The organism is Kribbella antibiotica (assembly GCF_004349055.1).
GTDB lineage: Bacteria > Actinomycetota > Actinomycetes > Propionibacteriales > Kribbellaceae > Kribbella > Kribbella antibiotica.
The window spans coordinates 1-12624 of the sequence record NZ_SMKX01000212.1; the positions used below are offsets into that span (position 1 = coordinate 1).

A 12624-nucleotide genomic window follows, 5' to 3' on the forward strand; every position below is an offset into this window, starting at 1 on the left:
GGGGTCAGCGGGGCGGGCGGAGTTTGTCGGAGACCCAGTCGCGGACGCCGCCGAGGCCGTCGCCGAGGTCGCGGAGGACCTTGGCGAGCGGGTCTTGCGAGCGGGCGAAGGCGTCGCCGTACGACTTGGCGGCGTTCTTCGCCTCCTGTGACATCGAGGCGTTGTCGTCGTCCTGGCGCTTGGGGTAGTCGCCGGAGACGATCGTCGTGTACTCGCCCTCGTCGACCCAGCGGCGCAGCTCGTGCGCGCGGATGACGGCGAGCGGGTGCGACTGGGCCTCGAGGAGCAGCAGCTTCAGCACGCTGTCGCGCAGGTCGCCGGAGCTCTCGTACTCCGTGCCTTGCGCCAGGAAGGTGGTCGTGTCGAGCTCGGCGAGCTGGCCGCCGCTGGCCAGCTTCATCTGCACGCGGAGTGCAACCGCCGGATCCTGTACGGCGAGCAGGCCGGCGCGGTCGCCCGACAGCTCGGCCTTGCGGGACCACTCGTGCAGTGCGGCGATGATCGCGCGGATCCCCAGGGCGCCGATCGGCATCCAGTTCATCGCACCGGTCAGCCGCATCAGCCAGAACAGCAGCGACTGGTAGAGCGCGTGCCCGCTCTGCGCGTGGCCGAGCTCGTGACCGAGGACGAACCGGAGCTCCTCCTCGTCGAGTCCCTGCAGCATGGCGCTGTTGACGACGATGATCGGCTTGTCGAGGCCGATCGTGAACGCGTTCCAGATCGGGCTGTTGGTGATGTACAGCTCAGGCAGCTGCCGTACGTCGAGAGTGCTGCCGGCCTCGGTGTAGAGCCGGTGCACCCGCGGGAACTGCCGCTCGTCGACCCGGATCGCCGATCCGAGGAACTGCAGCCGCACGGCGCGCTCGTCGATGAGCCCGGAGATCTTCCGCAGGACGAAGTCGAACCCCTTCAGCTGCCGCAGCGCCACCAGGGCACCGCGATCCGCCGGGTGCTCCCACGCGCGCGAGCTGATGTCGGTCAGCGTCACCCGCGGTCGGGTCGGCCGCTCGCCGTTCTCGGTCATTTGTTCCCCCACAGGTCGGTGTCCGTCCCAAGGTAGCTCGGTTCCGGGTCTGACCGGGTCTGACCGGATTGCTGGTTCGTGCAATCTCGAACGCCCAAGCTGGTGGACGACAACTCTCCAACCGCCCCTGGAGGTCCTCATGATCCGACCTGCCCTCGGTGCGGCCATCGCCTTGGCCGCACTGACCCTCACGCCGGCAATGCCCGCCGGCGCCCTACCAGACCCTGCATCGGCTCAGCAGAGTTACATGGCGCAACGGGCCGCCGTACCGGAAGCCAAGGCGGCCGCCGTACGCACTGCCGTCGACATGGCTCCGCTCGCCCGGCCGACGCTGCGCGTGCCGTTCCGGTGCAACGAGACCTGGTCCGGTGCGAGCCGGTCGGGTCACAGCCCGTCGTACTACGCCATCGACTTCAACTACGGCTCCGGCACCGCCGACCTCGGCAAGCCGGTCAAGACGAGCGCATCCGGCACCGTGATGCGGTCGGCGTACGACGCCGGCGGCTACGGCAACTACATCGAGATCGCCCACGGCGACGGCTGGCGCACCCTCTACGCCCACCTGCAGAGCCGCGCAGTGGGAGTGGGCGCCACCGTCACCGACAGCACCCAGATCGGCCGCGTCGGCGACACCGGCAATGTCACCGGACCCCACCTGCACTACGAGCAGATCAAAGACGGCGTAGTCGTGGCGGCCCTGTTCGGAGCGAGCACCTGGGCCGTCTACCCCGGCCCGTCCAGCTACTCCCGCGGCTACGACTGCTGATGATCTGAGCTCGGTTCCCAGGCGCGGAATACCGAAATCTTGACGGAACACCTAACCTGCTGCGCATGAGTGACAGCGGTGTGTGTCGTGAGGTGGATCGTCGGGACGAGAAGGCCCGCGCCTGGGTGTCCGAGGCGGTTCGCGTCGTCGAGGCGGATGCGAACCGGAGTGCGGACACGCATCTGCACGTGTTCCCGATGCCGGCTGTTACCGGTGTGGACCTGTATCTGAAGGACGAGTCTGTCCACCCGACGGGTTCGCTGAAGCATCGGCTGGCGCGGTCGCTGTTCCTGTATGCGCTGTGCAACGGGTGGATCAGCGAGGGGATGCCGGTGATCGAGGCGTCGAGCGGGTCGACCGCGGTCAGCGAGGCGTACTTCGCGCGGCTGCTCGGGCTGCCGTTCGTGGCGGTGATGCCGGCCTCGACGAGCCCCGAGAAGATCGAGCTGATCGAGTTCTACGGCGGCCGGTGCCACTTCGTCGAGCGGTCCGGTCAGATCTACGCCGAGGCGAAGCGGCTCGCCGAGGAGACCGGCGGTCACTACATGGACCAGTTCACGTACGCCGAGCGGGCGACGGACTGGCGTGGCAACAACAACATCGCCGAGTCGATCTTCACCCAGTTGGCGCTGGAGGAACATCCGATCCCGACCTGGGTCGTCGTCGGCGCCGGTACCGGCGGTACGTCGGCCACCATCGGGCGCTATGTCCGCTACCAGCGCCACGACACGTCGGTCGCTGTCGTCGACCCCGAGAACTCCTCGTTCTTTCCCGCCTTCGAATCCGGCGACCGCGACTTCGCCACCGGCCGCCCCTCCCGCATCGAAGGCATCGGCCGCCCCCGCGTCGAACCCTCGTTCGTGCTCGGCGTCGTCGACCGGATGATCGCCGTACCGGATGCGGCCTCGATCGCCGCCATGCAGTTCTGCTCCCGAGTCACCGGTCGCCTGGTCGGCGGCTCCACCGGCACCAACCTCTGGGGCTCACTCCGCCTGGCCGCCGAAATGCGCCGTACCGGAGTCCGCGGCAGCATCGTCACCTTGCTGTGCGACAGCGGCGAACGCTACGGCAACACCTACTACGACGAAGCCTGGCTCCGTACGAGCGGAATCGACATCACGCCGTACCTCGCCACTCTGGATACCTTCGCCACCACCGGCGAATGGCGGGAACCTGTCACTGGGTGAGGCGGGTGGTTACGTCGTCGGCGAGTTTGCCTAGGAGGCGGCCTAGGTTGGTGCGGTCTTGGGTGGGCCAGTCGGCGATGACTTCGCGGAACCAACCCAGGACGGTGGTCATGTAGGTCTGCGCGGCTTCGGTGCCGGTGGGGGTTGGCTCGATCAGGCTGACGCGTTTGTCGGTGGGGTCGGCGACGCGTTGGACGAGGCCGCGTTGTTCGAGGGCCTGGACTTGCCGGGTGACGTGGGGGCCGACGACCTGCATGCGTTCGGCGATCTCGCCGACGCGCAGAGGAGTGCCGGCGTTGGCGAGGGTGATCAGGATCGTCATGCCGGGGCGATCCAGATTCAGGCCGGTCGCGTCGGTTGCCTGCTGGGCCAGCCGGCCGCGGCTGATGGCGGCGCTGAGCTGGCTGAGCCTGGGGAGGATTTCGAGCAGGCCGTCGTCGCGGGTCATTTGATTACCTAACTTAGGTATGTATATGCTTCAGGAGATCGATACCTAAAGTACCTATCTTTCCTGGAGGATGCATCATGACTCGCAGCGTGCTGATCTCCGGCGCCAGCATTGCCGGCCCGGCTCTCGCCTACTGGCTCGACCGGTACGGCTTCGACGTCACCGTGGTGGAGAAGTCCGAGGCGCTCCGCGGTGGCGGCTACGCGATCGACATCCGCGGTACGGCGCGGGAGGTGGTCGAGCGGATGGGCCTGCTGCCGGAGCTGCGCAAGGCGCATGTCGACTCCCGCAGGATCTCGTTCGTCGAGCCGGACGGTGAGCTGATCGCGGCGATCCGGCCCGAGCTGATGACCGGCGGCGAGGAGGGGTTCGATCTGGAGGTGCGGCGAGGTGACCTGGCCGAGGCGCTCTACCGCCCGACCCGCGACCGGATCGACTACCTCTTCGGTGACTCGATCGCGCGACTCGACGACCGGGGCGACCGGGTGGATGTGGTCTTCGCGAGTGGGGTCGAGCGGTCCTTCGACCTCGTGATCGGTGCCGATGGTCTGCATTCCAGCACCCGGGGGATGGTCTTCGGTCCGGAGGAGGACTATCACCGCTACATCGGTTTCGCGTTCGCCGGCTTCACCCTGCCCAACGAGTTCGGGCTCTCGCACGAGGGTGTCATCTGGAACGCCCCCGGCCGCTGCGCAGCGCTGAATGCGCACGAGCCCGACGAGCCGGTCTACGGCTTCCTCACCTTCCGCCTGGAGGAGCCGCCGTACGACGCCTTCCGTAACCCGGCGGCGCAGCGGGAGCTGGTCGCGTCGAGGTTCCCCGAGCAGGGGTGGCACGTGCCGCGGCTGGTGGAGGCGATGCGGAATTCCGCCGACATGTTCTTCGATGTGGTCAGCCAGATTCACATGCCGGGCTGGTCACGCGGACGGGTCGCGCTGGTTGGCGATGCGGCCTATGCGACGTCGTTCATGTCAGGGCAGGGTTCGAGCGTCGCTCTGGTCGGTGCCTACGTGCTGGCGGGGGAGCTGGCCACGCACGCGGACCACACCGAAGCCTTCACTGCGTACGAGCAGCGAGTGCGTGGATTCGTAGAGCAGAACCAGGCACTGGTGCAGGAGGGTCAGTCGGGCCTGGCACCGACGACTCAGGAGCTGCTGGATGCCCGCAACGCCGCCCTGCGGGGTCAAACGATGAGCCGCGAAGAGGCCCGGGAGGCACACACCGCGCTGGAGCTACCGGACTACGAGGCGATGAAGAGCCCGGCCGTGAGTCCGACGGCGTAGACCAGCTCGGTGAGGCCAGTGCCTTGCAGCACGGGGATCAGGGCCGGGCCTACCGCGTCGCTGAGCACGATGCGGGTTGCCTTGATCGCCAGCGGTACGGCGATGAACGCGAGCAGCGTCCACGGAGTCGCCAGCGCAGACACTGCCGCCAGGACGAACGCCAGCACGATCAGACCGGCGTACAGCTTCCGGGAGTTCGCAGCACCCAGTACGACGGCCAATGTCCGTTTGCCGGTGACAGTGTCGGTGGGGATGTCGCGGAGGTTGTTGGCGACCAGGAGCGCGCAGGCGATCGAGCCGATCGACACTGCGCCGGCCACTGCGACCCAGCTCAGCTTCTCGGCCTGGACGAAGGTGGTGCCGAGTACGGCGACCAGCCCGAAGAACAGGAAGACGCTGACCTCGCCAAGCGCGCGGTAGCCGTAGGGGCGCTTACCGCCGGTGTAGAACCATGCACCGATCAGTGAGGCGGCGCCGGCGACCAGTAGCCACCAGTTGGAGGTTGCGCACAGCACGATGCCCAGTGCGGCACCGACACCGAAGCAGGTGAACGCTGCGGTTTTCACCTGGCTCGGCGTGGCGACCTTGGAGCCCACCAGTCGCAGTGGGCCGACGCGGACCTCGTCCGTGCCGCGGATGCCGTCGCTGTAGTCGTTGGCGTAGTTCACCCCGATCTGCAAGGTCAGGGCAACCCCCAGGGCCAGCAGAGCCTTCCACCAGACGAAGGAGTCCAGGAACGCAGCGGCGCCGGTACCGACCAGAACGGGGGCGACGGCGGCGGGGAGGGTTCGGGGTCGCGCGCCTTCGATCCACTGCGCAGGGGTGGCCATGGACAGGGATTCTTTCAGCCGTACGCTCGGACTGTTATGGCTACCCTCCACCTGGTCCCCGGTACGCCGGAAGCGGTGCTGTCCGCGTTGACCGCCGTACTGGATGGCGGAGCACCCTTCGCGCCCGTGCCGGACGACCCAGCGGCAGCAGCGCGAGTAGTACGCGCGGTGGCCGCGGATCAGCCCATCGACGACGACTGCGCTGTCGTACTGAGCACGTCTGGGTCCACTGGCGAGCCGAAGGGCGTGGTGCTCTCCCGGGCCGCGCTGATCGCGTCGGCCGAGGCGACGCACGAGCGGCTCGGCGGACCGGGGCAATGGCTGCTGCCGATGAAGCCGTACTTCGTGGGTGGGCTGCAGATCCTCACTCGCTCTGTGCTGGCAGGTCAGACACCAGTGTTGCTTGGCGACAGCTTCAGTGAGTCCACCAAGGCGATGACAGGCTCACGCCGCTACACCGCGATGGTGCCGACTCAGCTCGCCCGGTACCTGGAGACCGAGGTGGACGCGTTGCGGTCGTTCGACGCGATCATCATCGGTGGTGCGCGTACGCCGGCCCCGCTGCGGGCTCGGGCAGCAGCAGCCGGGGTGACTGCGATCCCGGCCTACGGGATGACCGAGACCGGTAGTGGCTGCGTGTATGACGGACTACCGCTGACGGGTACCGAGGTGGCCATCGACGACGGGCGGATCCTGATCAAGGGGAACACGCTGTTCTCGGGCTATCGGTCACAGCCAGAGGTGTTGCAGGACGGCTGGTTCCGGACGCAGGACCGTGGTGAGCTCGTCGACGGTCGGCTGCGAGTCATCGGCCGCATCGATGACGTGGTGATCTCTGGGGGAGTCAACGTCACCCTGCCGACCGTGCAGGCCAGACTGCTTGAGCACCCGGATGTGAAAGACGCTGTGGTGCTGGGAGTTCCAGATGCGGAGTGGGGGACCCGAGTGATCGCGTACGTCGTCGGTGAGCCGAGCCGGGAGGAGCTGCGGGACTTCGTGGCTGAGGTGCTGCCCCGGACGTGGGCGCCGCAGGAGGTGCGCCGGCTGGACGCGCTGCCGATGCTTGCCTCCGGCAAGGTCGACAGGCAGGCCCTGCTGTGATCACCTACTCGCTCGGGCTCAAGAACAAGTTCCGTGGCATCACCGTCCGCGAAGGCATCCTGTTCGAGGGTCCAGCCGGCTGGGCCGAGTGGAGTCCCTTCCTGGACTACGACGACGCCACCTCCGTCTCCTGGCTACGCGCTGCACGAGAGGCCGCGTACGACGGTTGGCCCGCGCCGCTACGTGACGTCGTACCGGTCAACTGCACTGTGCCTGCCATCAGCCCGGAGAAGGCCGCAGCGATCGTCAGAGCTTCCGGCTGCCGCACCGCCAAGGTGAAGGTCGCGGAGCCTGGCCAGACGCTCGCCGACGACATCGCCAGGGTGGAAGCCGTCCGCGATGCGATCGGTGACGGTCAGGTGCGCATCGATGCCAACGGACTCTGGTCCGTGGATGAGGCCCTGCATGCCCTCAAACAGTTGTCACGCTTCGACCTCGAGTACGTCGAACAGCCGTGTATGGCGGTCGAGGACCTGGCCGCCGTTCGTCGGCGTACAGACGTCCTTGTCGCGGCCGATGAGTCGATCCGCCGGGCCGAGGACCCCTTGCTGGTCAAGAAGCTTGAGGCGGCCGATATCGCCGTACTCAAGGTGCAGCCGATCGGCGGCGTCCGCGCCTGTCTGGAGATCGCGGAACAGATCGGTCTCCCGGTCGTCGTCTCATCCGCCCTGGAGACCTCCGTCGGTATCGCAGCCGGTGTCGCCCTCGCCGCCGCCCTCCCCGAACTCCCCTACGCCTGCGGGCTCGCCACGGTCTCCATGTTCACCAGCGAGGTGGTCAGTGACCCCCTGCTGCCGGTGGACGGCTTCCTGCCCGTACGGCGCGTGCAGCCGGACCAGCTCGAAGCCAACCGGGCCGATGCCGAGCGGACTGCAGTGTGGGAACAGCGCCTGTCCAGAGTGCAACAGAGGAGTGCCGGATGAACCCGTCCACTGCGTTCGCCACCGTCGTGGTCGACGAGCTGATCCGCTGTGGAGTCCGGGAGGCCGTGGTCTCCCCAGGATCCCGCAGTGCGCCGCTCGCCTTGGCATTCGCCGAGGCGGACCGCGCCGGCCGCCTTCGGCTGCACGTGCGGATCGATGAGCGTACGGCGGGCTTCCTGGCGATCGGACTGATCCGCGGAACCGGTCTGCCCGTGCCAGTGGTCACCACGTCCGGTACGGCGGTCGCCAACCTGCACCCGGCTGTCCTGGAAGCCTCGCACAGCGGACTGCCCTTGATCGTCCTGAGTGCAGACCGTCCGCCCGCGCTGCGCGGTGCCGGAGCGAACCAGACCACCGATCAGCTCAAGGTGTTCGGCTCAGCTGTCCGACTGTTTCATGAGCTTGGCACTCCGGTTCGTGAGATCGGTCAGGTCGCCTACTGGCGCTCGCAGGTCGCCCGTGCCGTGGCCAATGCCACCGGTGCTCGGTCCGCTGACCCGGGGCCGGTGCAGCTCAACTGCCCGCTCGCTGAGCCGCTGGTCCCGACTGACGGTGAGGACTGGCCGGAGTCGCTGGATGGGCGCAGTACTGGGCCTTGGACCGCGGTGCACGCTGTGGCTGGTCAGCTGTCGACCGTGTCGCCTGGACCGAAGACCGTGGTCGTCGCTGGCGACGGCGCATCGCAGGCGGCGCGGCTAGCGGCCGAGTCCGGTCACTGGCCGCTGTTCGCCGAGCCCTCCAGCCGGGCAAGAACAGGTCCTGCTGTCATCTCAGCCTACAGATTGTTGCTGCAGGCAAATGATCTGGTCAGCGAAATCGAGCGGGTGCTGGTCTTTGGGCACCCAACACTGTCGCGGCCGATCTCGAAGCTGCTGGCGCGTGCGGACGTCGAGGTGATCGTGGTCGCGCCGACTGGTCTGTGGCCGGACCCGGCCCGCCGTGCGGCCGCTGTGGTGACCGGACTCCAGGTCGCTGCGCCGGACACCACGGATTGGCTGGAGCGCTGGCAGCAGGCAGACCAGACCGCCCGCCCGGCGATCGACAAACTGCTCACTGACGGCCTCACCGGCCCCGGGATCGCTGCATTCGTTGGTGCCGCCGCCGGCGCGGACGGCATGCTGGTGGTCGCCTCCTCCAACGCGGTCCGTGACCTGGACTTGGCGCCGGTCGTCCCGATCCGCACCATCGCCAACCGCGGGCTGGCCGGGATCGACGGCACCATCTCAACGGCCGTTGGCGCTGCCCTGGCGAACGCAGGACCGACGTACGCGCTGATTGGTGACCTGGCCTTCCTGCATGACTCCAACGGCCTGATCATCGGCCCGGACGAGGCACGGCCGGACCTGCGGATCGTGGTGGTCAACGACAACGGCGGCGGGATCTTCTCCACTCTCGAGCAAGGCGACCCGAACCACGCATCGCACTTCGAGCGTGTCTTCGGTACGCCGCACAACACTGACCTCGGTGCGCTGTGTGCGGCGACCGGAACGCCGTACAAGCTGGTGGAGACGGCCGAAGCACTGCAGGCGGCACTCGCAAGCACCGTGGCCGGGATCGACGTGATCGAGGCCCGCGTGCCGCGGTCTACGCACCGACCGTTGGCTGAGGAGCTGGTTGCGGCACTGCGGGGTGTCTAGCCGGATGCAGACTCCGCAACCGGTTGAGCAGCGGTGCGACGGCAGCGATCACCAGTGCGGTCGTGGTGAGGATCGGAATCGTCGCACCGCGCAGTGAGGAGTTGAGCGGCGCAGCGATCGTGAAGATCAAGCTGACCGCCGCCATAGTCGTCACCAGCCGTCGGCCCGGCCGGGCCACGGCCAGGAACGGCAGACACCACAGGAAGTACCAGTCATGAGCCGTCGGACCGAGCAGGACGATGGCCAGCAAGGCGATGCCCACAGCACGCGCCGCATGGTGGATCGACGACCGCAGGCTCAGCACGGCGATCAGTGTGATCGCCAGGAGCATCCCAGTGAGCTTGACGATCTCCAGTGACTGTTCCGCGGCAGTGTCCTGGCCCAGGAAACCGAGAATGCCGTGGGCGGCGTCACCGACCAGGTTGGCGATCGAGAACGGTGACCGGACCAGGCCCGGCACATCGAGTGCGTTCAGCCAACCCGAACCGACGTTGGTGATCGCACCGACCGTCACTAGGGACAGGACGGACACCACGCCCGCCAGAGCCAGACTGGCGAGTCGTGACAGACGTTTCGGCAGCGGACTCATCACTGCGGCGATGGCGATCACCACTAGCCCGCCAGGAAGCTTCACTGCGGCAGAGACACCGGCTATGACTGCCGCCGTACCCCAGTGACCTGTCAGCGCTAGTGCGAAAGCACTGCAGGCCAGACCGATCATCAGGATGTCGTTGTGGGCTGCGCCGATCCCATGCATCAGCAGCATCGGGTTGAGGACCACCAGCCAGGTCGCGAACACAGGATCGACCCGACAGGCCGTAGCGATGCGGGGGATGGTCCAGGCGATCAGTGCGATGCCGATGACTGCCAGCAGACGATGCGCCAGCATCAGTACGTACGGATCCATCGTCAGGTGCGCCACCAGGCCGCCGTACGCGAGAGGCAACGGTCCGTACGGCGCTGGTGTCTCCATCCAGCGTGGATCCACCGCCTCGACGATGTGGCCGGACAGTGCCGCCGGGCCAACCGCATAGGGGTCGAACCCCTCGGCCACGAGCGCACCCTGCGCCGCATAGCTCCAGGCGTCCCGACTGAACAGCGGTGGGATGAAGAGCAGCGGCAAACTCCAGTACGTCGCCATGCGCACCAGCCGCGGCTTCTGGCCAGCCATGACGTTGCGGCCGACCTCTAGCCACGCCCACGCCATCAGCCCGAGCCCGGCCACCATGAACGCTAGTGCGATCATCCGGCCGGCCAGTGCGGTACGCAGGTCGCCAGTGATCGGGAAGGACGCCACCCAGGACGACGGAGGCACCGTCGAGGTCACCAGACTGGTCACGGCGACAACGACAGAGCCCACCACGCCACGGACCAAGGGTGATCGCACGGCCGGACGCTACGCCGGCCATGCGACTCCCTGATGAACTTAAGCCGATTCTTTCTTGAAGGTCCGGGCACCGACAGTCAGGCCGACGACAGTCAGCAGGACAACCCAGAACAGACCCCACAGCGCCGGGCTGCTCGCTACCTCGCCACGGAACATCGCACGGACGCCATTGACCACGTGTTTGAGCGGACTGATGTCAGAGAGTCGCTGCAGCCAGGTCGGGCCGATCTGCATCGGCAGGAGAATGCCGGAGAGCAGCAGCAACGGCATGGCGATCCCGTTCAGCAGCGGGGCCAGTGCGTCCTCGCTCTTGGTGATGAGCGCGACCGAGTACGACAGCGACGCGAAGGTGGCGCCGAGCAGGGCCACAATCACCAGTGAGAGCAGCACACCCTTCCAGGGCGCACGCAGCCCGAGCGGAATCGCCGCCACGAGCAACAGTGCCGACTGAGCGACCAGCACGACGACATCGCGCAGTACTCGCCCTGCCATCAGAGCCATCCGCGATGCCGGAGTGACCCGGTCGGCCTCGATGACGCCGGCGCGGTACTCCGCGATCAGACCGAAGCCCACGAACATCGCACCGAACATGCCGAGCTGGACGATCAGACCGGGGATGAACACCTGGTAGGCGTTCGTGGTCGCGCCCTCGCTGATCTGCGCGGTGATCGGCTTCAGGAGCGGGCCGAACAGGAACAGGTACATCAGCGGCTGGCTGAGCATCAGGATCGACCACATCGGGTTGCGCAGCGACAGCCGCATCGCCCGGTTGAACACGATCCACGTCTCGCGCAGTACCGTCATGCTGTTGCCTCCTCGTCGCGCAGCGAGCGCCCGGTCATCGTGAGGAACACGTCGTCGAGTGTCGGCCGGTGCACCTCGACTCCCTCCAGCTCAATGCCCTGGGCGTCGATCGACCGCAGCAGACCGGGCAGCACCGAGCCACCACGCGGGATGCGGAAGTTCACCGTCGCACCGTCGGCCTCGATCGCCACCGCGCCGTCCAGCTCCGCAACGATCTTCGAAACAGCCGGTGCGTTCGCAGCGTCGGCCAGGTCGAGCCGGACGCCGTCACCGGAGACCTGCTGCTTCAGCTCCTCTGGAGTGCCGGAGCCGACGATCTTCCCCTGGTCTATGACGAGGATGCGGTCGCAGAGCGCGTCTGCCTCGTCCAGGTAGTGCGTGGTGATGAAGATCGTCGCCCCACGCGCCCGCAGCCCGCGGATGTGCTCCCACAGGTTCGCTCTGGCCTGTGGGTCGAGCCCGGTGGTCGGCTCGTCCAGGAAGATCAGCTTGGGCTCGTGGATCAGCCCCATCACGATGTCGAGTCGCCGTCGCTGCCCACCGGACAGCGTCTTGCACTGCCGCCGCCATAGCCCGGGCAGATCCAGCTCCTCGAACAGACGCTGGCCGCGCGCAGCCGCCTCCGCCTTCGGTACGCCGTACAGCCTGGCGTGGTCGACCACCTCGTCACCGGCGATCGCCTCGGGCAGTGTAGACCCGCTCTGCGGGACGTACCCGATCCGGCGGCGCACGCCGACCGGGTCCTTCGCGAGGTCGCATCCCGCCACGGTCGCGGTGCCGCTGGTCGGCTGGATCAGAGTCGCCAGCATCCGCATTGTCGTCGTCTTGCCGGCCCCGTTGGGCCCGAGGAAACCCACGATCTCGCCATCGGCGACCGCTAGGTCCACCCCCTGAACCGCCTCTACCGGCCCCCGCCGGGTCTTGAACGTGCGGACGAGTCCGCGAGCTTCGATCATCATGCCGACAAGTCTGCGCAATCAACCTTGAATAGTCAACATTGAATAGTCGCTCGGATGATCCTCATTTGATGGGTCAGCCCATCCGGTTGTGGGTGGGCCAACTGCATGCGGTGGGCCCACCCACACTCCGATGGGTCAGCCCACCAAATGGGGCTCTCCTGACTGATCTGTGGGTCAGTTTCGGTTGGGGAGGGTGGGCCGGTGACCGCCGAGGTTGAGCATGGCCAGGGCGATGAGTGCGGTGGGTGAGTGGAAGCCGAAGGCGACGCGGGTGA

At 67.3% G+C, this 12624-nt stretch carries 12 protein-coding genes; 6 read left to right on the forward strand and 6 right to left on the reverse strand.

Annotated elements, in window-relative coordinates; genetic code table 11:
* Window positions 1-4 precede the first annotated feature (4 nt).
* Window positions 5-1024, reverse strand: a complete 1020-nt coding sequence (locus E1263_RS39135; protein WP_132176959.1) for a M48 family metallopeptidase — start codon at window positions 1022-1024, stop codon at window positions 5-7.
* A 139-nt stretch (window positions 1025-1163) separates the two neighbouring features.
* Between E1263_RS39135 and E1263_RS39140 the strand changes: the two genes are divergently transcribed.
* On the forward strand, window positions 1164-1790 hold the full coding sequence (locus tag E1263_RS39140; protein WP_165956912.1) for a M23 family metallopeptidase: 627 nt from the start codon (window positions 1164-1166) through the stop codon (window positions 1788-1790).
* A 65-nt stretch (window positions 1791-1855) separates the two neighbouring features.
* Window positions 1856-2977 (forward strand): L-cysteine desulfhydrase Cds1, encoded by a 1122-nt coding sequence (cds1, locus tag E1263_RS39145; RefSeq protein WP_132176963.1) that lies wholly within the window; start codon window positions 1856-1858, stop codon window positions 2975-2977.
* Here the strand turns inward: cds1 and E1263_RS39150 are convergent.
* Window positions 2967-3425, reverse strand: a complete 459-nt coding sequence (locus E1263_RS39150; RefSeq protein WP_132176965.1) for a MarR family winged helix-turn-helix transcriptional regulator — start codon at window positions 3423-3425, stop codon at window positions 2967-2969. The genes cds1 and E1263_RS39150 overlap by 11 nt on opposite strands.
* Before the next feature lie 77 nt (window positions 3426-3502).
* Here E1263_RS39150 and E1263_RS39155 point away from each other — a divergent pair, with 77 nt between their 5' ends.
* Window positions 3503-4708: an FAD-dependent monooxygenase gene (locus tag E1263_RS39155; protein ID WP_132176967.1), complete on the forward strand. Its 1206-nt coding sequence runs from the start codon at window positions 3503-3505 to the stop codon at window positions 4706-4708.
* Here E1263_RS39155 and E1263_RS39160 read toward each other — a convergent pair.
* Window positions 4666-5538 carry a 1,4-dihydroxy-2-naphthoate polyprenyltransferase gene (locus E1263_RS39160; RefSeq protein ID WP_132176969.1) on the reverse strand — a complete coding sequence of 291 codons (873 nt, stop codon included), beginning with the start codon at window positions 5536-5538 and terminating at the stop codon, window positions 4666-4668. The genes E1263_RS39155 and E1263_RS39160 overlap by 43 nt on opposite strands.
* 36 nt (window positions 5539-5574) lie before the next feature.
* Here E1263_RS39160 and menE point away from each other — a divergent pair, with 36 nt between their 5' ends.
* From menE to menD, 3 genes are read left to right on the forward strand one after another with little or no spacing between them, the layout of a single operon-like run.
* Window positions 5575-6639, forward strand: a complete 1065-nt coding sequence (menE, locus tag E1263_RS39165; protein WP_132176971.1) for an o-succinylbenzoate--CoA ligase — start codon at window positions 5575-5577, stop codon at window positions 6637-6639.
* Entirely contained in the window at window positions 6636-7562 is a 927-nt protein-coding gene (locus E1263_RS39170) for an o-succinylbenzoate synthase (protein WP_132176973.1), read from the forward strand. The genes menE and E1263_RS39170 overlap by 4 nt, the downstream gene beginning before the upstream one ends.
* Window positions 7559-9199 carry a 2-succinyl-5-enolpyruvyl-6-hydroxy-3-cyclohexene-1-carboxylic-acid synthase gene (gene menD, locus E1263_RS39175; protein ID WP_132176975.1) on the forward strand — a complete coding sequence of 547 codons (1641 nt, stop codon included), beginning with the start codon at window positions 7559-7561 and terminating at the stop codon, window positions 9197-9199. Before E1263_RS39170 ends, menD begins: the two co-directional genes overlap by 4 nt.
* Here menD and mptB read toward each other — a convergent pair.
* The 3 genes from mptB to E1263_RS39190 are packed head-to-tail and all read right to left on the reverse strand — an operon-like array spanning window position 9147 to window position 12349.
* Window positions 9147-10586, reverse strand: coding sequence for a polyprenol phosphomannose-dependent alpha 1,6 mannosyltransferase MptB (gene mptB, locus E1263_RS39180; RefSeq protein ID WP_165956913.1), 1440 nt, complete (start codon window positions 10584-10586; stop codon window positions 9147-9149). The genes menD and mptB overlap by 53 nt on opposite strands.
* A 39-nt stretch (window positions 10587-10625) precedes the next feature.
* Window positions 10626-11390 carry an ABC transporter permease gene (locus E1263_RS39185; RefSeq protein WP_132176977.1) on the reverse strand — a complete coding sequence of 255 codons (765 nt, stop codon included), beginning with the start codon at window positions 11388-11390 and terminating at the stop codon, window positions 10626-10628.
* A complete protein-coding gene (locus tag E1263_RS39190; protein WP_202869271.1) occupies window positions 11387-12349 on the reverse strand; it encodes an ABC transporter ATP-binding protein in 963 nt (320 codons plus the stop codon). Before E1263_RS39190 ends, E1263_RS39185 begins: the two co-directional genes overlap by 4 nt.
* Between the last annotated feature and the right edge of the window lie 275 nt (window positions 12350-12624).

What these genes read in the sequence shown, in the direction of transcription:
- menE (WP_132176971.1), top strand. Translation starts at nt 5,575, where the DNA reads ATGGCTACCCTCCACCTGGTCCCCGGTACGCCGGAAGCGGTGCTGTCC.
- menD (WP_132176975.1), top strand. Translation starts at nt 7,559, where the DNA reads ATGAACCCGTCCACTGCGTTCGCCACCGTCGTGGTCGACGAGCTGATC.
- E1263_RS39190 (WP_202869271.1), bottom strand. Translation starts at nt 12,349, where the DNA reads ATGATGATCGAAGCTCGCGGACTCGTCCGCACGTTCAAGACCCGGCGG.
- E1263_RS39160 (WP_132176969.1), bottom strand. Translation starts at nt 5,538, where the DNA reads ATGGCCACCCCTGCGCAGTGGATCGAAGGCGCGCGACCCCGAACCCTC.
- cds1 (WP_132176963.1), top strand. Translation starts at nt 1,856, where the DNA reads ATGAGTGACAGCGGTGTGTGTCGTGAGGTGGATCGTCGGGACGAGAAG.
- E1263_RS39140 (WP_165956912.1), top strand. Translation starts at nt 1,164, where the DNA reads ATGATCCGACCTGCCCTCGGTGCGGCCATCGCCTTGGCCGCACTGACC.
- E1263_RS39185 (WP_132176977.1), bottom strand. Translation starts at nt 11,390, where the DNA reads ATGACGGTACTGCGCGAGACGTGGATCGTGTTCAACCGGGCGATGCGG.
- E1263_RS39135 (WP_132176959.1), bottom strand. Translation starts at nt 1,024, where the DNA reads ATGACCGAGAACGGCGAGCGGCCGACCCGACCGCGGGTGACGCTGACC.
- E1263_RS39150 (WP_132176965.1), bottom strand. Translation starts at nt 3,425, where the DNA reads ATGACCCGCGACGACGGCCTGCTCGAAATCCTCCCCAGGCTCAGCCAG.
- E1263_RS39155 (WP_132176967.1), top strand. Translation starts at nt 3,503, where the DNA reads ATGACTCGCAGCGTGCTGATCTCCGGCGCCAGCATTGCCGGCCCGGCT.